A 20,382-nucleotide genomic window follows, 5' to 3' on the forward strand; every position below is an offset into this window, starting at 1 on the left:
TGTGAGCCGGCGCGACCATGGCCCGACACGTGGCAGAACTGAAACGACCCGGACCCCTGGGCGAGCGGGGTCCGCGGGAGGTGGAGAGGTCTCGATGACCCAGACAACGGCCGAGAGCCCGGCCAGGAGACAGCGTGCGCAGATCAAGGAGCGCACCCTGCGTACGGACCAGTGGTGGCGCTATCCACTGGTCACCTTCATCATCTTCACGGCATTCCTCGTCTACGCCACATGGGCGATCTTCGATAAGAGTTACTTCGTATCCCCGTACCACGCGCCGTTCGCGTCGCCCTGTCTGGCGACGAGCTGCCCGCCGGACGCGCGGCTGTTCGGCTTCGCGCCCTTCGGCGACTGGTACACCCTGCCCCCCGGGCTGCTGATCCTCGGCCTTCCCGCGGGCTTCCGCTTCACCTGCTACTACTACCGCAAGGCCTACTACCGCGGCTTCTGGCTCTCCCCGCCGGCGTGCGGGGTGAACGAGCCGCACAAGAAGTACACCGGCGAGTCCCGCTTCCCGCTGATCCTGCAGAACGTGCACCGCTACTTCTTCTACGCGGCCATCGTCATCGGCCTCGTCCTGGCCTACGACGCGGTGAAGGCGCTGCTCGAAAGGCCGGGCGGCCTGGGCACCTGGATCCTGATCGTCAACGCGGTCCTGATCAACCTGTACACGCTCTCGTGCCACTCCTGCCGCCACATCACGGCCGGGCGCCTGAACCACTTCTCCAAGCACCCGATCCGCTACCGGGCCTGGGGCTTCGTCTCCAAGCTCAACGCCAGGCACTCGCAGCTCGCCCTGGTCTCCATGTTCTCCGTCATGGGCGCCGACCTCTACGTCCGCCTGGTGGCCAAGGGCATCATCGCCTTCTCGTTCGCATAAGGATCACTGTGGAAATCGAGCGTCACGAATACGACGTCGTCGTCATCGGCGCCGGCGGTGCGGGCCTGCGGGCGGCCATCGAGGCCCGCCAGCAGGGCAAGCGGACGGCCATCGTCTGCAAGTCGCTGTTCGGCAAGGCGCACACGGTCATGGCCGAGGGCGGCGCCGCCGCCGCCATGGGCAACGTCAACAGCGACGACAACTGGATGGTGCACTTCCGCGACACCATGCGCGGCGGCAAGTTCCTCAACAACTGGAGGATGGCCGAGCTGCACGCCCAGGAGGCCCCGGACCGGGTCTGGGAGCTGGAGGCCTGGGGCGCGCTGTTCGACCGCACCAAGGACGGCAGGATCAGCCAGCGCAACTTCGGCGGGCACGAGTACCCGCGGCTGGCCCACGTCGGCGACCGCACCGGCCTGGAGATGATCCGCACGCTGCAGCAGCGCGTGGTCGCGCTCCAGCAGGAGGACGAGCGGCTGCACGGTGACGCCGAGGCGTTCATCAAGGTCTTCCAGGAATGCACGGTGACCCGCCTGCTCAAGGACGCGGACGCCGCCGGCGAGGGCGGCGCGATCTCGGGCGCCTTCGGCTACTGGCGGGAGAACGGCAAGCTCATCCTGTTCGACGCCCCGGCGATCGTGCTGGCCACCGGCGGGATCGGCAAGTCCTACGTGGTCACGTCCAACTCCTGGGAGTACACCGGCGACGGTCACGCGCTGGCCCTGCTGGCCGGGGCGAAGCTGATCAACATGGAGTTCATCCAGTTCCACCCCACCGGGATGGTCTGGCCGCCCTCGGTCCGCGGCATCCTGGTCACCGAGTCCGTCCGCGGCGACGGCGGGGTGCTGAGGAACTCCGAGGGCAAGCGGTTCATGTTCGACTACATCCCCGAGGTGTTCAAGGACAAGTACGCCACCTCCGAGGAGGAGGCAGACCGCTGGTACGACGACCAGGCCAACAACCGCCGTCCCCCGGAGCTGCTCCCCCGTGACGAGGTCGCCCGGGCGATCAACTCCGAGGTGAAGGCGGGCCGCGGATCACCGCAGGGCGGTGTCTTCCTGGACGTCTCCACCCGGCTGCCCGCCGCGGAGATCATCAGACGGCTGCCGTCGATGCACCACCAGTTCAAGGAACTGGCCGACGTCGACATCACCGCCGAACCCATGCAGGTCGGCCCGACCTGCCACTACATCATGGGCGGCGTCGAGGTGGACGCCGACACCGGCGCCGCGGCCGTCCCCGGGCTGTTCGCGGCCGGTGAGGTCTCCGGCGGCATGCACGGCTCCAACCGGCTGGGCGGCAACTCCCTGTCGGACCTGCTGGTGTTCGGGCGCCGCGCGGGCGCGGGCGCGGCGGCGTACGTGGACGCCCTGGCGGCCCGTCCGAGGATCTCCGAGGAGAGCGTGGCGACCGCGACCGCCGAGGCGCTGGCCCCCCTGGAGCGGTCGGGCGAGAACCCCTACGAGGTCCACCACGAGCTGCAGCGGACGATGAACGAGCTGGTCGGCATCATCCGCAAGGCCGAGGAGGTCACCGAGGCGCTGGAGGGGGTGGAGAAGCTCAAGGAGCGGGCCCAGGGCGTGGGCGCGGCCGGGAGCCGGATCTACAACCCGGGCTGGCACCTCTGCCTCGACCTGCGCAACATGCTCCTGGTCTCGGAGTGCGTGGCCAAGGCCGCGCTGCTGCGCGAGGAGAGCCGCGGCGGCCACACCCGCGACGACTTCCCCGCGATGTCGGCCGAGTGGCGTACCAAGATCCTGCGTTGCGGCCTGGCCGCGGACGGCTCCGGCGTCACCGTCGAGGAGAAGGTCCAGCAGCCGATGCGGGACGACCTCATCACGCTGTTCGAGCGTGACGAGCTGAAGAAGTACATCACCGAGGAAGAGCTGGCCGCCTTCGACGCGCTGGCCAAGGAGTAACCATGAGTTACAAGGCGAAGTTCCGCATATGGCGGGGCGAGGGCGGCGAGGGCAAGCTCGAGGACTTCACGGTCGAGGTGAACGAGGGCGAGGTCGTCCTCGACATCATCCACCGTCTCCAGGCGACCCAGGCCCCCGACCTGGCCGTCCGGTGGAACTGCAAGGCCGGCAAGTGCGGCTCCTGCTCAATGGAGATCAACGGCAGGCCGAAGCTCGGCTGCATGACCCGGATGTCCACCTTCACCGAGGACGAGACGATCACCGTCACGCCCATGCGGACGTTCCCGGTGATCAAGGACCTGGTCACGGACGTGTCGTTCAACTACCAGAAGGCCAGGGAGATCCCGTCCTTCACCCCTCCGTCCGACGTGAAGCCGGGCGAGTACCGCATGCAGCAGATCGACGTCGAGCGGTCCCAGGAGTTCCGCAAGTGCATCGAGTGCTTCATGTGCAACAACGTCTGCCACGTCATCCGCGACCACGAGGAGAACAAGCCCGGCTTCGCCGGCCCGCGTTTCCTGATGCGGATCGCCGAGCTGGACATGCACCCCTACGACGTGGCCGACCGCAAGGACTCCGCCCAGGAGGACCACGGCCTGGGCTACTGCAACATCACCAAGTGCTGCACCGAGGTCTGCCCCGAGCACATCAAGATCACTGACAACGCGCTGATCCCCATGAAGGAGCGCGTCGTCGACCGCAGGTACGACCCGCTGGTCTGGCTGGGCAACAAGATCTTCAGGCGTCCCAACTCGAAGAGCTGAGCCGTCCCGCCTCTCACGACGGCGCCGCCACGGGGACTCCCGGGCGGCGCCGTCGCGTTTCCCCCCTCGGTCCCCCGTCATGACCGCCGCGTTCCCGCCCCCGTTCCCGCCACGGCCCTCGCGTTCCCGCCCCCGCTCCCGCCACGGCCCTCGCGTTCCCGCCCCCGCTCCCGCCGCGACCGCCGCGTTCCCGCCCTCAGTCCCGCCACAGCCGGCGGGTCTGCTCCCGCATGACGTCGTTGGCGCGGACGGCGAAGTCATGGATGATCGCCAGCTCCGCGTCGCCGTAGCTCCCGGCGAGATCGGCGTAGGCCCGGTTGACGTCCGCCAGGATCTCCTGCAACGCGCTGTAGGGGCCCTCGCGTACCAGCTCGACAAGGACGCGGCGCCGGTCCGCGCCGTCCCGGTCGCGGCGCACGTACCCCGCCTTCTGCAGGCGGTCCACGACCGCGGTGATGGCGCCGCCGCGCGTCAGCCCTATCCGCAGGGCGAGATCGTGGGGGGTCAGCGGTCCCTCCTTGTCGAGGAGGGCCAGGCAGTTGAAGTCGGTCACGTTGATCCCGGCCCGCCCGGCGATGCCGACGTGGAACAGCGCCGCCCTCATGGCCGTCAGGCGTCCCTGATCGGACACGGCCGCGATCATCTCCGTGCGGCTTCCCGGCTCCGTTGACACGGCAGGCCTCCTTTCCTACTCTCTCTGAATTAGAGAGGCTCTAAATTCGAGAGTCTCTATTTTGGTTCAGGAAGCCTAGTCGATCCCCCGGGAAGAAGCCATGCCCCCATCCCCTCCCCGAACCGTCCCGCCCCCGTCCCGGCGGCGCTGGATCGCCCTCGGCATCGTGCTGAGCGCCGCCTTCATGGACAACGTCGACGCGACCATCATCGGCATCGCGCTGCCCCGCATCCAGCGCGACCTCGGCGCCGACCACACCGCCGCGCAGTGGAGCCTGGCCGGGTACGCCCTGGCCTTCGCCCTGCTGCTGATCACCGGCGGGCGCCTCGGTGACATCTTCGGCCGCAAGCGCCTCTTCCTGATCGGCGTCGCCGGGTTCACCGCCGCCTCCGTCGCGTGCGGCGCCGCCATGACGCCGGGGGCCCTCGTCGGCGGCCGCCTGGCGCAGGGCGCGATGGCCGCGCTGATGGTGCCCCAGGTCATGTCGGTCATCGTCGCCATGTTCGGCCCCGCCGAGCGGACCCTGGCGTTCTCGCTGCTGGGCGCGGTCCTCAGCCTGGGCAGCGTCAGCGCTCCGCTGCTGGGCGGGCTGCTGACCGAGTACGACGTGCTGGGCACCGGCTGGCGTGCGATCTTCTACGTCAACGTTCCCGTCGGGATCCTCGCCTTCTGCGCGGCGGCGAGGTTCATGCCCGAGACCCGCTCCGACCGGCCGCTGCGGCTCGACCTGACGGGGGTGGCCCTGGTGACCCTGGCCACGCTGGGAATCATGTACCCCCTCGTGCGGGGACAGGCGGAGGACCGGCCCGCCTGGACGTTCGCCGTCATGACCGCGGGCGTCGTGACCCTGGGGCTGTTCGTCGTCCAGCAGCGGTGGCGCCACCGCCGGGACGGCTCCGCCCTCGTCCCTCCCCCGCTGTTCCGGCGGAGATCCTTCACGGCCGGGGTGATCGTGGTGTTGCTGGTCTTCTCCGGCGTGACGTCGTTCTTCCTGGTGCTGACCTACCAGCTCCAGTCCGGCCTGGAGTGGACGCCGCTGCGCACGGCGCTGGTGACGCTGGCCTGGCCCGTCGGCATCACCGCGACCACCCACCTCGCGTTGCGCCACGGCACGGCGCACGGTCGCCGCCTCATCGGCGCGGGCGCGCTCACGATGGCCGCGGGCACCCTCGTCATGATCGTCTGTGTACGGGCCCTGGGAGCCGATCTGGCCTGGCCGCACGTCGTGGCCGCCGAGCTGGTCATCGGCTTCGGGATGGGACTGTGCGTGCCGATCCTCACCGGCGTGGTGCTCGGCGACGTCCCCGCCGACGACGCCGGCGCCGGTTCCGGTGTCGTCAACACCGGCATCCAGTTCGGCACCGCGGCCGGGATCACGATCGTCGGGGTCGTGTTCTTCGCCCTGGTGGCCGCGGGGACCGGCGACCTCACGGACCGGTTCGGCGCGGCGACCGCGACGACGCTCTGGTACAACGTCGGCGTCTTCGCCCTGGCCGCGCTGCTGAGCCCCCTGCTTCCCGCTCCGTCGACGGCCGGGTCGGAGGTCGCGCCCTGACGGCCGGGAACGTCCAGGGGTGGACCGGCGATCGTCCGGGGCGGACGCGGGGCGAGGACGGCACGAAGGGGGCACAGGGTCACGTGAGGCGGCCGCCCGGGTCCGGGCTCGGACTCAGGAGGAGCGACGGAAGAGGCCGCGCTTCTTCTTGCCGGGCTCCTTGTCGCCGCCCTCACCCGTGCCGGCCTCTCCACCGGCCTGCCCCTGGAGCGGGTAGGCCGCCGTCCGGGTCGGCTCCGCGGGCTTCTCACCCGCGGCCGGCCGGTCCCCGGAAGCGCCGGGAACCTCGAAAGCGCTCGGGCCTCCGCCCGGGTCCCCGGAGGTCCCCGGAGCGCCGGACGCGGTCCCGGCGGTGTCCTTCGGACCAGAACCGAAAGTCCGGAAATCGTCGCGCGGGCCGTTCGGGAAGCGCGGGCCGCCGAGGTCCGTACCACCGCGGGGCGGCTCCTGCGGGAACGGTGCTCCCGGGTACTCGACCACGGCTCCGGGCGGGAAGCCCTTCTCATCGGTCCTGGGCCCGGACGGCGCGGTCTCCCGGAAGGCGGTCGTCGAGCCGTCGTGGCCGAACGGCTCGACCGGACCCGCCGGACCAGCCGGACCATGGACGGGACGGCCGTACGGGTCGACGTGCCCGCCGGGCTGCTCGTAGCCCGGCGCCGGCATGTACGCCGTGGGCTGCGCGTACCCGTGGTGATACTGCTCGGGAACGTAGCCCTCAGGGTAGGGCGGGCCGTACATCTGCATGGGGACGAGGCTGATGATCGGCGCGTACGCCGTGCCGGACTGGTAGTGGGCGGGCACGAACGCCGACCCGGCCGGATACATCATCGGGTCCACCGGCTCCCCGCGGGGGCCCGCCATGCGGGGACCGGCCCTGCGGACCGCGGCGGCGTGGGCCAGGCGGCGCAGCCTGCCCTCGAAGATCAGGACGGCGAAGAGCACCAGCAGGACCAGGATCAGCGCCGGGATGCCGAGCTGGCGGCTCAGCGTGGCCCCGTCGAACTCGGAACCGGCGTTGCGGATCTCGTACACCGAGGAGCCCGCGGCGCCGTCGTCGAACGTGGCGGTCTCGGTGGGGGTGGCGGCCGGGAGCGGGCTGGTGTTCTCCGGCGTGTTGGGCGGGAACTGGACGTCCGGCTCCTGCTCGCCCGCCGTGTCGGGAGGAGAGGTGGTCTCCATCACCGGGGGCGGGTCGAGCGCGGGAGGGGGCGTGGTCTGCTGGACCGGCGGAGGCTCCTGGACCGTGTCCTGCCGGGGCGTCGCCGTGGCCTTCGGCACCTTCGGCGCCTTCGTCTTCCTGGGCGTGACGATCACCGTGCTGGTCACGGTCTTCTGCGGCACGGCGGGAGGATCCTGGGGCGGGTCCTGAGGCGGATCCTCGGTGATCGTGACGGTGACGGTCGACGTGGGCTCCTCGCAGGGACCGGCCGGGTCGATGTCACATCCGGGGATCTCCGACGGACTGGCGAGCACCGTTCTGACCGTCGCGCCTGCCGCCGGGAAACCGGTGAGCGGCGCCACGACGAGCAGAACGGCACCGCTGAGTCCCAGGGACATCACAACGGCGGAGACGGCTGCCCTGCGCCGCGTTCGCGTCACCGGTGTCCTCCACGCAATCAATCATGAACACGTCAAGGAAATACTAGTTGGGCCAAAGTAACAGTAAACCGCGTTTTACAAAACGGGACGTGACCGACGGCGGCGCTGGATCCTCCTCTGCAGCCAGAGAAGGCCGAGAAGCGTCGCCACCGCCAGCGCGACCACCGGCAGGCCGCCGATCCCTGTCAGCGACGACCTTGACTCCGCCATCGGCCGTGACTGGCCGTCCGGGGTGCCCAGATCCTGCGGGAGGGGGGCGCCCTGCGGCGCGGAGGCCTGCGCGGAGCCCTGGGCGCCGGCCGGGAAGGGGCCCGCCGGCGGCAGGCGGAGCTGGGAGCCGTTCTCGGTGCCGGGCATCTGGATCGTCCCCGCCATGCCCATGGCCATCGGCGGCACCTGCCCCGGCTGGACCCCCTGTGCTCCCGGGGCTCCCGGGGCTCCCTGCGGCGGCATGCCCGGCATCTGCGCGCCCGGCATCTGAGCTCCGCCCATCTGCCGCATCGCCTCGGCCTGACCGGCCGGGCCGGCCGTTCCCTGGCCCCCGCCGGTCATGCCCGGACCGTAGCCGGGGTGACCGGCGCCGGGGTGGCCCATCGCCGGGTGGCCCGGCCCCATCGGCGCGCTCATCGGCCCGGCCGCGAGCCCGCTCGCCTGCCGGGCGGCCGCTTTCCGCCCCGCTCCGCCCGGCTGCCGGCCGGTCATCGGGGCGCCCGTCCCCGGGGGCAACGCCCCGAGCTGCTGGATCATGTTCTGCGGCATGCCCTGCGTCATGCCCTGGCCGGGGAAGACCGGCCGGCCGACCATCGGTCCGGTCTGCGGCATCTGCGCACCGGCGCGACCGGCCGTCCTCTGACCGCCTCCCGCACGCCCGGGTCCGGCCGTCCGGGTGGTCCCCTGACGACCCGTTCCGGCCCGGCCGGTGGCCCGCTGCTGCCCGGCGGCCTTGCGGCCCGCGTCACGGGCCGTGCCGGGCCCCAGGGCCAGGTTGCCCGGGTTCTCGCCGGCCCGAGGAGCGCCGGGGGTGACGGGCGTTTCCGCCTGCTGCCGCCCGGCGGCCGGAGCCGTACCGGGCAGGCCGCCGGTCGTTCCCGGCGCGCCGGGTCCTCCGGCGGTGGACCCGGATGTCCCCGAGGTCCCGCCGGCGGCCGTACCGCCCGGCATGGACGCGGTGCCGGGCGCACCGCCCCTCGCCTGCGACGTACCGCCCGGAGCGACGGCGCTCGCGGCGGGTCGTCCTCCCCGGGTGCCGGGGGCGCCGGCGACCGTCCCCGACGCCGGGTTCCCCGGGGTCGTCGCGGCGCCCGCTCCCGGTGCGGCGGGGCTGGCCGCCTGGGCCACGGGCCGTCCGGCCAGGGCGTCGAGCAGGGCCACCAGTACACGCTGGTCGGCCTCGCCCACGTTCACGGCCGTCACGTTCCGCGAGGCCGCGTCGGCCTGCCCGGCCCCGGGAGGGGGCGTGGGAACCGGGGCGGTCACACCGGACGCGCCGCTTCCGGCGGACGCGCCCGCGCGTCCGGGAACCGGACCGGTCCCCGTCCCCGGACCGGAGGCGGTCGCGGCCCCCGGCACCCCTGCCGTGGGGGCACCCGGAGCGCCTTGGCCCCTCACGGAGCCGATCGACGGGGCCCCGGGGAGGCCGGGGGCGGCCGGGATCGCACGGGACGGCGTGCCGGGAGCACCGGGAACCGTACCCGACGGCGTACCGGCAGTGCCGGGAACCGCGCGTGACGGCACTCCGGGAGCACCGGGGACCGCACCGGAAGGCCTGCCGGGAGTGCCGGGGGCGCCGGGGATACCGGCGGTGCCGGGAGTGCCGGGGACCGCGCCCTGCGGCGTGCCCGGGGCCGTGGCGCCGGGGACCGTGGTGCCGGGGACCGTGCCCCGAGCGGGTTCGGCCGTCATGAGCCGGAGCTCTCCCACCGGGCGGGTGAGGTCCAGCGTGTCGGAGCCTCCCACCGCGCCCCGCCCCGGCGCCTGTCCCTGCGCCTGTCCCTGCGTCTGTCCCTGCGCCGGCTGGATCGGGCGCGTCCGCGTGGCCGGGAGCTTGATCATGCCCCGCGCCTGCTGCGTCACCGTCGCGCCGCCGGGGGCGCGCATCCGCGCCACCGCCGTCACCATGACGTCCCGCGCGTACGCGGGCACGTCGAGCAGGACGTCGATCGAACCGCCCCTGGCGGACAGGTTGCCGACCCGGCAGACCGCCACCCCCCGGGGGATCGGCACCGGCGACTGGACCCTCGTCGGGCACAGGACGCCTCTGAGCGCCCAGGGCGGAGCCGTGGCGACCGCCAGCAGGACGCCGGTGCCCGGCCCCTCGAGCCGGATGCGGAAGGGAATGAGCTCACCGGTACCGCGCTCCTCCGGCGCCGTCCGGGAATCCGCGGCGGCGGCCAGGTCGAGGGGAGGCCTGACCGGTTCGTCCCTCTGGACGGCGTGTACCCCCGTGGTACCGCCGAGGACGAGCACCCCCGCTCCGACTGCCGACACGATCCGAGTACCACGCCACCATCCGGTCACCGCATATCTCCGTTCCCCCGAGTACGGGCGCGCGACATCGCCACGTCCAGTAGCAGTTATGTCACGCCACGGAGTCGATCAATCCATATTGAACCGATCTTGCCCATCGTTGAGCCGGCCTTGTACCGCCCGCACGATGGGAAGATCCGCCGGGAGCCAGGCGACATCGTAGAGTTCGTCCGCACCCAGCCAGCGCAGGTCCAGGTGCTCCCTGGCCTCCGGCCTGCCCTCGGCGATGGCCGCGATCCAGACCCTCAGGACGTAGCCGCCGGCCAGTGCCCAGTCACCGCCGACCCGCTCGCCCACCTCGATCAGGACGCCGAGTTCCTCCTGGCACTCCCTGACCAGGGCCGCGTGCTCGCCCTCCCCGGGGTCCACCTTCCCGCCCGGCAGCTCCCAGCCCCCGGCCAGCTCGGGAGGGTCGGCGCGCTGGGCGGCGAGCAGTCTCCCGGCACCGTCGACGATGGCGGCGCCCACAACGACCTTTTCCATAGCACCCGATTCTTTCAGCCCTGTTCCTTCAATCTGAGTTGCTCGAGAATCTGGGGGTTTTGCAGCGGCCGGGTGTATCCCACGATCCCGGTGCGGTCCCGGTAGGTGGTGACCTTGATCGGCCCGCACAACCTGCACCTGGCCTCGACCATCTTGCCCGGCGAGACCACCATGCCCACGTGTCCCGGGCGGTCGGGGCCGGTGCCGGGGCCGGAGTTGAAGAAGACGAGGTCTCCCGCCTGCTCCTCCCCCGCGGCCACCCGCACGCCGAACGGCCACTGGCCGAACGTGGTGCGCGGGATGGTCAGGCCGACGCTCCGGTAGGCCATGTAGATGATGCCGGAGCAGTCGTAGCCAGCCGGCCCGGTGCCGCCCCAGATGTAGGGCTTGCCCCGCTGGGCCATCGCGTACTCGAGGATCGCGGCCACCGTGTCGGTCGGCGCCGCCTCCACCAGGGTGTCGTCGCAGCTCTCGTCGGCCTCGGGCGGCGTGGCGACCTCACCGTCCTTGGCGTACTTCCCGGCGATCTCCATGACCTGGTCGACGTACCACCAGGCCCGGTTGTAGACGAACAGCGCGCGGCGCACATCCTCCGGCGCGCCGTTCCGCTTCAGCATCTTCGCCGCGCCTAGGATGGCGTCCGCCGGGTTGTACACGTCGGCCCAGCCGTCTCCGTCGCCGTCGGAGGCGTAGCCGTTGAACGTGGAAGGGATCTTGATTTTCGCCTTGCCGCCCCATGTGCTGATGAGGAACTGCATCGGCCCGGCGGCACCGGCGTAGTTGACGCCGCTCCGCACACCCTGGAGCGTGGAGCGCCCGTGGTCGGTCTCGCGCTTGCCGACCCCGGCGAGCACGTTCCACTGCACGCCGATCTCCTTGCCGTGCTCGCGGTAGAGCTTCAGGTACTTCTCGGGGATGTCGGAGGTGGCCGTCTCCGACTCGTCGCCCACGGTCTGCGCCCTCTCCTCGCAGGCGGCCTGTGCCTCCGGGCCGCTGATGGACGGGAACGAGGGAAAACCGCCGATCATCATCATCGGCGCCGTGATGAGCGTGATCATGCAGATCGCGGCGACCCCGAGGACCAGCGCGAGGCGGACATGCCTGTTCTCCTTCATACGACCTCGCCGTTCATCCGATCCCGCCGTGCGTGGCCCAGCCGCGCGTGCTTCCGCCGTACGTGATGCCGCCGGGCGGGCCCACGCCTCTCATGGCCGCGCCGACCCGGCCGACCCGGCCGATCCGGCCGATCCCGCCGTTCCTGGCCTCGCCGGTGCCGCCCTTCACCCGCCCTCGCCGGTCTCGCCGGTCTCGCCGGTCTCGCCGGTCTCGAAGGGCTGGTCGTCTCCCTCCTGACCGGAGTCGGCCGGCTGGAGGTCGTGGACCCGCCATTCGGCACCGGCCTGGATGAGCGTGACGGCGTACTCCGCGGTCCTCTGCTCCGCCCCGCTCCTGGACGTGACGTTCTGGGTGCCGACGACCACGAACACCACCGAGGCGCTGTCGATCTGCCGGATCTCCTTCACCCGCGCCGTCCCGACCGAGACGATCTGGTCGGCCTTGTTCGCCTCGATGGTGCCCGGCGAGGTCACGGTCCGCAGCAGCACGCCCGAGAACTCCGCCGTGGTGTAGCCCCTGAGGCGGTCGCCGTAGACCGCCGGGTCCTCGTCGTGGCCGAAGGTGCCGTACTCCGCGGTGAAACGCCGCGCGTAGTCGGCGGCGGCGGCCAGCTCCTGCCTGGTCATCGGCAGGTAGGAGTAGACGTCGAACGGGGCGTCGCTGGCCGTGGCCGCCGGTCGCGCGGGCTCGGCCGACTCCTGCGCCCCGGCCACGGTACGGGTGACGCCGGTCGGGTCCGCCCGGCCCTCCGTCCCGCCGCCGGGAGCCGACTCCATGGTCAGGTAGACGCCCACCGCGGCGAGCAGCGCGACCAGTACCGCGAAGACGACTCCCCTCCGGTTGCCCAGCTCGGCCATCGTCAGTCCTTACGGGGTTTCGACGGGCGGAGCCAGAACGGCGGCGCCGCGTCACCGGCCTCCTCGCCGCGCTCCGAACGCCTGGTGATCCAGAGCGGGGGCGCCTCGGAGGACCTGCCCCCGGAACCTGAGCTCCGCGAGCCGCCCGAGGAGCTCCGCGGGCCACCGGAGCCCGCACCGCCCCCGCCGCCGCCGCCGCCGAAGATGCTCCCGCCCGACGAGCCCCGCGGGGAACCGCCCCTCGAGGAACCGGACGAGGATCCGGACGAGCCGGAGGAGCCGGACGAGCCTCGGGAGGAACCCCCGCCGAAGATGCTCCCGCCCTGCCTGCCGCCTCCCGAGGATCCCGAGGAGGGCGCCGAGGACCTGCCCGCCGGAGGTGCCGAGGGCCTGACCGACGGGGAACCGGACGACCTGCCCCCGGAGGAACCGGAGGAGCCACCGGAACGGCCGGCCGTACCGGACCCCGAACCGGCCCCCGAGCCGCCCTGTGGCGCCCAGCCGCCGGAACGCCCGCCGAACCAGCCGCCGGAACCCCGCGCCGAGGAGCCGCCGGACCTGGCCGAGGACGCGCCGCCCCTGCCGGCGCCGGAGAGGTTGAGCGGCGGCGCGGCACCGGGGCGCGCCGCGGTGACCGGGCGGCCCGTTCCCCTGCGCCGTCCGGCCGCCTGGGCGTCGGTGTCGAGCGGGGCCGGCTGCGCGCCGGCCGGGACCCGGGCGCCCGACGGGGTGGCCGGTGCGGCACCGCCCTCCTCGCCGCGGCCCCTGCCCTGGGCGACCGCCGCGGCCGCCGTGCCGACCGAGGCCCCGCTCGCCAGGGCGGCCGCCTGCAGCATCGGTTCCGCCTTGCGCATGCCCCACCGGCCCACCCTGGCCGCCGCCACCGGCGGCAGCGCGGACGCGGCCCGCTGCAGGGTCGGCGCGGTGGCCGCGTCGCCCAGCATCCGGGTGGTGAGGGTGTGCCCGTCCATGGACGCGAACAGGTGCTGGAACGGCCGCCGGTAGAAGAACACCGCGATCGTCAGGATCGCCATGAACATGACCTGCATGCCCCACGGCATCGCCGTGGAGATGATCAGTGCGTAGCCGTACACGAGCACGCCCAGGACCAGGGCCAGCACCGCCTGCCTGAGCAGGGTGCCGATGAGCATCTCCACCCACCGCATGGCGATGATCCGCCCGGACCCCGGATGGACGCCGATCAGCAGGAAGACCGGCGCGAGGATCAGCAGCAGCAGGAACCCGACCTTGAGCACCAGCAACGAGACCGCCACCAGGAAGATCAGCAGCCCGGCGACCACCGCGGCCATCAGGGCGCCGATCGCGACCCCCAGCCGGTTCGTCCAGTCCTTGCCCTGGAAGAGCGGGAAGACGGGCGTGTTCTCCAGCTTGTCGGCGACCTCCGTCTCGTACCGTTCCTGGTGGGAGGCGGCGTCGGGCGTCTCGGACGCCCTGAGCTCGGCCGCGTCGATCGTCTGGATCTCCAGCGTCTTGGCGCCGAACTTCTCGACGATGTCGGAGCCGGCGTCGGCCGTGCCGAACTGGCCCATCAGCCACGGCTTGCAGACCAGGGTGGACCAGAGGGCGTCGGCGTTCTGCTCGACGCCGGGCACGCCGTTCTGGCCGTACCCGCCGCCCTGCGCCCGCGGGGCGGTCTCCCCCGGACCCGGCAGGCAGGACGCCCCGCCGGCCCCGGGCAGCCCGGAGAAGGCCGAGTTGATCACTTCGCCGGTCTTGTCGGTGACGATCTTGCCGACCCCGGTCAGGTCGCCGGGGCGGCTGAAGAACCAGACCGCCACCGTGACCGCGAGGACCATCCAGATGACGCCCTCGGCGGTGGTGGTGGCGCGTTTGCGGATCAGCCCGTACCAGGCCAGCCAGATGGCGCCGAGGATGACGAGCGGCCGCAGGAACGGCCAGTACATGGCGTCGGCCAGCCGGGTCACCATGTCGTCGACCACGTTCTTGATCGGCTCCAGCGGCCCCTCGGTGGCCGCCGCCTGGTAGGTCGTGATGGTCAGCCGGTCCAGCGCCTTGGCCCACAGGAAGACCGTGTTGGCCATGGCGTTGCCCATCACCGCCGCGATGTCGTCGCAGCCGAGCAGGTGGGTGTGCCAGAACTGGCCGCTCATGCCGTAGGTCGCGTAGTTGCTCTGCGTCCCCGGGGCCTGTGCCGGCAGGGTGCCCGGCGCGGCGTCGGGGACCGGCGGCTTGATCAGCCCGTCCACGCCTCCCTCGACGATGTCCGGCGACAGGTCCGGTGACATGTCGCAGGGCGCCGCCGCCGCGGCCGTGGACGTCTCCGAGGGCAGGACCAGCGGAAGGGCGAGGAAGGCCGCCAGCGCCACCAGCCCGATGGCGATCCGCCTGCCGAGTCGCCTGCCGGGCCGTCCCTTGCGGACGCGGCCCTCGCCGCCGCGCCGCAGGAGCCGCCCGCCCGGCCCGCCGAGCCGCCCGAGGACGCGCCCTCGCGGCGATCCCGGTCCCCGGATGGAACCGGCCCTGCCCGATCCCTGCCCGCGCGGGCGCCGCCCGCCGGTGTCCTGCCCGCCCGGGTCCCGCCCGCGCGAGCCTTCGATTCCCTCACGGGAGCCTTTCATGACCGCACCTCCAGCGCCGCAGCCCCCGGACCGTCGACTCTGCCGCCCCCAGGAAGATCATGCACTTTCTCGTCGGGTCTGTCTCGGGTGGGATTCGTGTCGAGCCAGCGCAGCAACTCGTCCGAGACCAGGTCCACCCCGATACGGCCGGCCCGGCCGTCCAGGTCCCGGAAGACGCACTCGCCGTTGCCGAGCGAGCGCAGCACAGCCTTGTGCTCCTCGGACGGCTCGACACCGAGCAGCGCCATCACGTGCTCCACCTCGACCCGTTCGGTGGAGCGGAACGCGAACACCGACGACAGGCAGTTCGTCACCTGCTCGCTCAGCAGGTCACCGGCGTTCTGGGAGACCAGGACCAGCGCCGTGTTCCGGGAGCGGCCCATCCTGCTGACCTCGGGCACCAGCTTGGCGCCCTCGGGCGTGGAGGTGATCGCCCACGCCTCGTCCAGGAAGATCGCCTTGGGTGACCGGCGGTCCAGGCCGTTCATCAGGCCCCGCGCGAACTGCGCGACGAGGTAGAGCAGCGCCACCGACAGCCGCTGCTCGTAGGAGTAGTCGTCGCGGCCGGTGGAGGCGTCGGGCAGCGTCAGGCCGCCCAGGGTGAAGACCGTGGTCCAGCCCTCGGTGTCGATCTGGTCGCCGCCGGAGGGGTCGAAGCAGAGCCGGGCCAGATGCATGTCCGACATGGAGCGCAGCACCGCGCCCAGGTTCTTGGAGGCGGCGTCGCCGGCCTGCTCCAGGAAGTCGACGACCTTGCCCAGCGAGGGGTCGTCGGCGTTGGAGACCGCCGCGACCGCCTGGATCATCGCCGACTCGCGCTCCTCCGACATGCGCGGCAGCAGCAGGCGCAGGGTCTCGGTGGCCATCGTCTTCTTGGCCGCGAGGTCGTCGCCGAAGGAGAACGGGTCGAGCAGGCCCGGCGCCGCCGAGCCCAGCGGGATGATCCGCGCCTTCCTGCCGCGCTGCTGCAGCAGCCGTACCAGCGAGTCGGCGTCGCCCTTGGGGTCGATGACCGCGACCGTCACCCCGCGCAGCGCCATCTGGTAGATCATCAGCAGCGCCAGCGTGGTCTTGCCGCCGCCGGGCTCGCCGGTGATGGCGATGGCCGTCGGCCGGTTGCGCGTCGCCGCCACCAGCGGGTCGAAGTGCACGATGCTGCGGGCCCGCCCCAGGGTCTCCCCGATGTACGGCCCCATCCAGCCCGAGCCGCCCTCGTCGGCCCGGTCGCCCAGGTCGACGGTGGCGGTGGCCATACCGCCCGCGATGGTACGCAGCGGCTGCCGCTGCGCGTAGGCGTTGACCCGGACCCGTTCGCCCGGCAGCGTCTCGCAGAACAGCGAGAACTGGTCGCCGGTGGAGTTGACGATGTCGATACCCATGTCGCGGTAGTGCTCCACGACCGCCTCGACCCGCTGAACGCAGATCTCCTCGGTCGGGGCCGACACGACCAGGCGGTGCCAGCCGTAGACGAACGGCAGGCGCTCCTTGGTGATGCCGTGCTCCAGCATCCGGGCCGCGTCGATCTGCTCGGCCAGCGCCAGCGGCGCCTCCGCCCCGGCCTCCCGGATGTGGATGTCCATGTCGCGGGCGTGCGCGAGCTGGCGCGCCACGTCCTTGCTGGCCTTGACCGGAGGGATCAGCCGCATCCTGGAGCTGATCTCCACCGGGAAGGGGAGCTGGTCGGCGAAGTGCATCCAGGGCTCCCCGTCGGGGAACGGCATCAGGTCGGGGAACCGGGCGAAGGACATGTGCGCCACGTAGGAGTCGCCGTGCGGCTGCTCGATCCGCAGCAGCGCCCTGCCGTTGTGGATCTGCCCCTCGACCAGGGACTCGATCTCCCCCTGCCCCCACCTGCGCTTGGGGCTCGCCGAGGCCGGCGGATCCCCCAGCGAGCCGGTCGCGGCGTGCTGGAAGAGCCAGGCGAGCTCGACGGAGGTGGCGTGCCTGGCGTACAGGGAGCTGGCCGAGAGCGCGCGGCCCAGCCGCTCGGCCTGCTCGGACCACTTGGCGATCTCCGCCTTGGGGACGTGGTCGTCGTCGATGCCCAGGACCTTCTCGCTGCGCTGGTAGAAGCCGAAGAGCTGGGAGAGCACCCCGGTCCCGAGCTGGCGTCCGCGCTGGCCGAGCCGCACGCCGAGGTAGACCTCCTTGGTCCAGAAGTCCTTGGCCCAGACGTGGCGGTACATGTCCTCCAGGTAGTCGCGCCAGCCCGGTCCCTCGTCGGAGGTGGCGTTCAACGCCATCGCCCACTCGGCCGCCGGGTAGGTGCGGTGCGCCACCCGCAGGTGGACCTCGGCGTCGGGCATCCGGATCGCGGCCAGCGCGATCGTGATGTTGGTGGCCAGCGCCTCCCGCTCCTCCGGGGTGATGAACTCGTAGCTCACGGTGGGCAGCCTGAAGTAGGCCCAGACCGACGAGTCGGTCAGCAGGATCCGATCGTCGAAGTACCGGACGGCCAGGCGGCTGCGCGCCCGGGAGGCGCGGCTCACCGGCCCTCCCCGACCGATCGTCCGGCGGCGCCCGCACCGCTCACGGCCGCACCCTGACGGTTCACGGCCCTACCCGAACCGCTCACGGCCGCACCCGGGCGGTCCTTCGCCGGGTCGCCCGCCCGGCGCCGGCGCGGCACGCTCGCCCGCGTCCGGTCCGGCCCGTTCACCACATCTCCTCGTGCCCGGGGGATCACTGGGCTATTTCCTCCTCGCTGGGTCGGCTCGACTGCACCGTTCCGAAACCCGCCACCACGACGCCCGCCAGGGCCAGGTACGCCCGGCGGCCCGGCGCCCTCAGGTGGGACGGTTCCACCCGGTCGTCCCTGCCGGGGGCCAGCGCGTCCTCCCAGGGGATCCGGACGATCGCCCGGCACCTGCCCCGCGCGACCGACTCGGCGTGCTCCACGTCCTCCATGCTGCGGCGGCTGACCCCGTTGACCACCATGACGGCCCGCCGGCGGAGGTCGGCGCAGCCGTGCCCGTCGAGCCACTCGTAGGTCATGGCCACCGCGTCCGGTCCGTCCTCGCTGGCGGGGACGACGAGGACGAGCTGGTCGGCGTAGGGCAGGACACGGGCGGCCAGGGCCGCCGCCGGGTCCAGGACGATCATCTTGTAGTACCGGTCGAGCATGTCCATCGTCTGGCCGAGCCGCCGGTCGGAGAAGAGGGTGCGGTCGGCCAGGCGCTGCTCGGCCCCGGCGTCGCTGTCCCCGGAGACGACCTCCAGCCCCGAGGCGCAGCGGCTGGTGTAGGCCCGCATCCCCAGGTAGCCCTGGACGCCGTCGAGCCCGGCGAGCAGGGAGCTCAGCGTCTCGGGCGACTCGCCCTGGATCCGGCCGGACAGGGCGTGCGAGCCGGTGCTGGCGTCGACCGCGAGGATCCGGTCCTCCCGGTAGCGGGCCAGGGTGTGGCCGAGCATGAGCGCGGTCGTGGTCTGTCCGGCGCCGCCGGTGCATCCCAGGACCACGACCCGGCGCCCGCCGCTGAACACCGCCCGTGCCCGCGCCTCGTCGACCTCGGAGCCGTCCGTACGGCCACCGCCGCCGGGTCCGATCACCACCTGGGCCAGCCGGCGCCAGCCTCCCGAGGAGTCCCGGCCGACGACCGACTCCACGCGGCGGACCCGGGTCTCGTTCTCGCCGTAGGCGGAGGCCCTGCTCTCGGCCTCTCCGTAGGCGGAGGCGGGAACCGGGGTCGCGGGCGTCACCGGATCGGCCTTGGCCGACCCCGAGGGGACCGCGCGGATCGACATCCCGGCGCCCTGCTGGGTGCCGCCCCCGGCCGGAGCGGCGGGACCCGTCTGCGTACCCGAGGGCCGCTCGGGGGGCCAGGTCCTCGACGTGTCGGCCGGCCGTCCGATGGGGGCGGGCCGTCCCCTGCGGTGCCTGCGCCGCGCGCTCTCCTCGGCGTCCACCGCGTCCACCGCGTCCGCTGCGTCCGCTGCGTCTGCCCTGTCCGCTGTGTCCGTCCTGTCCGCCGTGTCCGTCCTGTTCAAGGCGTCGGCCGTCTCCGTCGCGTCCGCCGTGCCGGCCGGGTCGGTCGTGCGCGCCGTGCCGGCCGGTACCGGACCGACGAACCTCGGTACGAGGGACGGTACGACGGGGTCGGCCGGGTCGGGCACGGGACCGGGCACGGGCACGGGCACGGCGCCGGGCCGTCCTGGCCCTCCGGCGCGTCCGGACCGCTCGGGCGCGCCGGGCCGCTCCCGCCCTTCGGCGGGCACGATCGTCACGGCGGGCGGAACCGATGCGGGCGGGACGGACGCTTGCGGCACCGACGGCACCGACGGCACCGATGGCACCGGCGAGGGCGGTGGCACCGGCGGAGCCGCGTGCCCCGGTGAGGGCTGCGGGGCCTGCGGGGCCGCCGCGGCGCGCTGGGCGTCGGCGGACGCGGCGAGCCTGCGCAGGCGGCGCAGCGCCTCGGCGCCGATGGGCGCGGACGGGAACGGGGACGGGGACGTGGATGCGGGCGCGGACGCGGGCGTGGACGCCGCCGAAGCCTGGGCGGCCGCCGGGGTCGCCGGCACCTCCGGTGTCCGCGGTGACTCCGGCGTCCCCGGTGTTTCCGGCGTTTCCGACCTTCCCGGCGTCTGCGAAGAGGCGGGAACACGCTCCCGGGCCCTCCCCGTGCTCTCCGGATCCTCGGTCCTCTCGGACGTGACGGACCTCGTCGAGGGCCCCGTGGCGGCGCCCGCGGCGGGAACGGGCACAGACGGCACAGACGGCACCGGTGGCACAGACCGTACCGGCGGCACGGTGACCGGCAGCGTGGCCGGCATCGCGACCGGTGCCGTCTCGACGGCCGTGGCCTGGCCGAGCGCGGGGGCGACCCCCTGGCGCTGGGCGCGGGTCTCGCTCCAGGCGATCCGCTCGCGGGCGACCGGGGCGGTGGCGGCGGCAGCCGCCGCGGCGGCCACGGCCGGACGCACCTCGCGGGCCGCGGCGCGCTTGGCCTGGGCCTGGCGGACCTTGCGGGACGCCTTGACCTTGACCGATCCGTACTGGGGCGCGGCACGCCAGACGCGGCCGTTCAGCGCGACCTCGGCCGGTTCGGAGACGGGCGCCATACGGCACCAGGTACGCGGCTCGCCCACGTAGCGCAGTTGCGACTGGAGCAGCTCGGTGAGCCTCTTGCTCTCGATCACCGGCCGGGTGGAGAGCCAGGTGACCACGCCGGGGGGCACCAGGTAGATGACGTGCCAGGGAGCCGCGAAGGGAAGACCGAGCAGGTAGAGCAGGAGCGACCACGGGGCCAGTACTCCCACGAACCCACCGATCCAGACGATCGGGAGCGGCATCGGCAGCCGTAGGTCGTACAGCTTGTAGAGCCGCTTCTCGATCCTCCAGATATTGGTGTACGTGGGCAGATCCACGTGATCCTCCTCTCCGCCTCTCCTTGTTTGACCGTTCGAGCGC

The 20,382-nt window shown here is 72.7% G+C and carries 14 protein-coding genes; 4 read left to right on the plus strand and 10 right to left on the minus strand.

Annotated features, from left to right (window positions below; genetic code table 11):
* The first annotated feature begins 94 nt into the window (after positions 1–94).
* Genes AB0G16_RS12585 through AB0G16_RS12595 form a run of 3 tightly spaced genes read left to right on the plus strand, consistent with a single transcriptional unit; the run spans position 95 to position 3,563 of the window.
* On the plus strand, positions 95–880 hold the full coding sequence (locus AB0G16_RS12585; protein WP_362803038.1) for a hypothetical protein: 786 nt from the start codon (positions 95–97) through the stop codon (positions 878–880).
* 8 nt (positions 881–888) lie between these two features.
* Positions 889–2,799 (plus strand): fumarate reductase/succinate dehydrogenase flavoprotein subunit, encoded by a 1,911-nt coding sequence (locus AB0G16_RS12590; RefSeq protein ID WP_362803041.1) that lies wholly within the window; start codon positions 889–891, stop codon positions 2,797–2,799.
* A 2-nt stretch (positions 2,800–2,801) separates the two neighbouring features.
* Entirely contained in the window at positions 2,802–3,563 is a 762-nt protein-coding gene (locus AB0G16_RS12595; RefSeq protein ID WP_362803044.1) for a succinate dehydrogenase/fumarate reductase iron-sulfur subunit, read from the plus strand.
* Between the two features lie 196 nt (positions 3,564–3,759).
* Here AB0G16_RS12595 and AB0G16_RS12600 read toward each other — a convergent pair whose 3' ends face one another.
* On the minus strand, positions 3,760–4,194 hold the full coding sequence (locus tag AB0G16_RS12600; RefSeq protein ID WP_362803047.1) for a MarR family transcriptional regulator: 435 nt from the start codon (positions 4,192–4,194) through the stop codon (positions 3,760–3,762).
* 142 nt (positions 4,195–4,336) lie between these two features.
* Here AB0G16_RS12600 and AB0G16_RS12605 point away from each other — a divergent pair, with 142 nt between their 5' ends.
* Positions 4,337–5,791 (plus strand): MFS transporter, encoded by a 1,455-nt coding sequence (locus tag AB0G16_RS12605; RefSeq protein ID WP_362803050.1) that lies wholly within the window; start codon positions 4,337–4,339, stop codon positions 5,789–5,791.
* Between the two features lie 114 nt (positions 5,792–5,905).
* Here the strand turns inward: AB0G16_RS12605 and AB0G16_RS12610 are convergent, their stop codons facing one another.
* The 9 genes from AB0G16_RS12610 to AB0G16_RS12650 form a co-directional block, all read right to left on the minus strand.
* The gene (locus AB0G16_RS12610; RefSeq protein WP_362803053.1) at positions 5,906–7,348 is read right to left on the minus strand and encodes a hypothetical protein; all 1,443 of its coding nucleotides are present in this window, start codon (positions 7,346–7,348) and stop codon (positions 5,906–5,908) included.
* Between the two features lie 117 nt (positions 7,349–7,465).
* Positions 7,466–9,877, minus strand: a complete 2,412-nt coding sequence (locus AB0G16_RS12615; RefSeq protein ID WP_362803056.1) for a hypothetical protein — start codon at positions 9,875–9,877, stop codon at positions 7,466–7,468.
* Between the two features lie 108 nt (positions 9,878–9,985).
* The gene (locus tag AB0G16_RS12620; protein WP_362803059.1) at positions 9,986–10,399 is read right to left on the minus strand and encodes a (deoxy)nucleoside triphosphate pyrophosphohydrolase; all 414 of its coding nucleotides are present in this window, start codon (positions 10,397–10,399) and stop codon (positions 9,986–9,988) included.
* A 14-nt stretch (positions 10,400–10,413) separates the two neighbouring features.
* The gene (locus tag AB0G16_RS12625) at positions 10,414–11,514 is read right to left on the minus strand and encodes a bifunctional lytic transglycosylase/C40 family peptidase (protein ID WP_362803062.1); all 1,101 of its coding nucleotides are present in this window, start codon (positions 11,512–11,514) and stop codon (positions 10,414–10,416) included.
* Between the two features lie 13 nt (positions 11,515–11,527).
* Complete coding sequence (locus tag AB0G16_RS12630) at positions 11,528–11,683, minus strand: hypothetical protein (RefSeq protein WP_362803065.1); 156 nt, start codon at positions 11,681–11,683, stop codon at positions 11,528–11,530.
* A complete protein-coding gene (locus tag AB0G16_RS12635; RefSeq protein ID WP_362803068.1) occupies positions 11,680–12,372 on the minus strand; it encodes a hypothetical protein in 693 nt (230 codons plus the stop codon). The genes AB0G16_RS12630 and AB0G16_RS12635 overlap by 4 nt, the downstream gene beginning before the upstream one ends.
* Positions 12,373–12,374: 2 nt before the next feature.
* On the minus strand, positions 12,375–14,972 hold the full coding sequence (locus tag AB0G16_RS12640) for a type IV secretion system protein (protein ID WP_362803071.1): 2,598 nt from the start codon (positions 14,970–14,972) through the stop codon (positions 12,375–12,377).
* The gene (locus tag AB0G16_RS12645) at positions 14,969–17,461 is read right to left on the minus strand and encodes an ATP-binding protein (RefSeq protein ID WP_362803074.1); all 2,493 of its coding nucleotides are present in this window, start codon (positions 17,459–17,461) and stop codon (positions 14,969–14,971) included. Before AB0G16_RS12645 ends, AB0G16_RS12640 begins: the two co-directional genes overlap by 4 nt.
* Positions 17,462–17,654: 193 nt before the next feature.
* On the minus strand, positions 17,655–20,339 hold the full coding sequence (locus tag AB0G16_RS12650) for a TcpE family conjugal transfer membrane protein (RefSeq protein WP_362803077.1): 2,685 nt from the start codon (positions 20,337–20,339) through the stop codon (positions 17,655–17,657).
* Positions 20,340–20,382 lie beyond the last annotated feature (43 nt).

Source organism: Streptosporangium sp. NPDC023615, assembly GCF_040640155.1.
Taxonomy (GTDB): Bacteria; Actinomycetota; Actinomycetes; order Streptosporangiales; family Streptosporangiaceae; genus Streptosporangium.

Bases quoted from the DNA above. Each gene is read 5' to 3' on its own strand.
- AB0G16_RS12595 (WP_362803044.1), top strand. From the start codon at position 2,802: ATGAGTTACAAGGCGAAGTTCCGCATATGGCGGGGCGAGGGCGGCGAG.
- AB0G16_RS12625 (WP_362803062.1), bottom strand. From the start codon at position 11,514: ATGAAGGAGAACAGGCATGTCCGCCTCGCGCTGGTCCTCGGGGTCGCC.
- AB0G16_RS12640 (WP_362803071.1), bottom strand. From the start codon at position 14,972: ATGAAAGGCTCCCGTGAGGGAATCGAAGGCTCGCGCGGGCGGGACCCG.
- AB0G16_RS12585 (WP_362803038.1), top strand. From the start codon at position 95: ATGACCCAGACAACGGCCGAGAGCCCGGCCAGGAGACAGCGTGCGCAG.
- AB0G16_RS12610 (WP_362803053.1), bottom strand. From the start codon at position 7,348: ATGTCCCTGGGACTCAGCGGTGCCGTTCTGCTCGTCGTGGCGCCGCTC.
- AB0G16_RS12620 (WP_362803059.1), bottom strand. From the start codon at position 10,399: ATGGAAAAGGTCGTTGTGGGCGCCGCCATCGTCGACGGTGCCGGGAGA.
- AB0G16_RS12635 (WP_362803068.1), bottom strand. From the start codon at position 12,372: ATGGCCGAGCTGGGCAACCGGAGGGGAGTCGTCTTCGCGGTACTGGTC.
- AB0G16_RS12605 (WP_362803050.1), top strand. From the start codon at position 4,337: ATGCCCCCATCCCCTCCCCGAACCGTCCCGCCCCCGTCCCGGCGGCGC.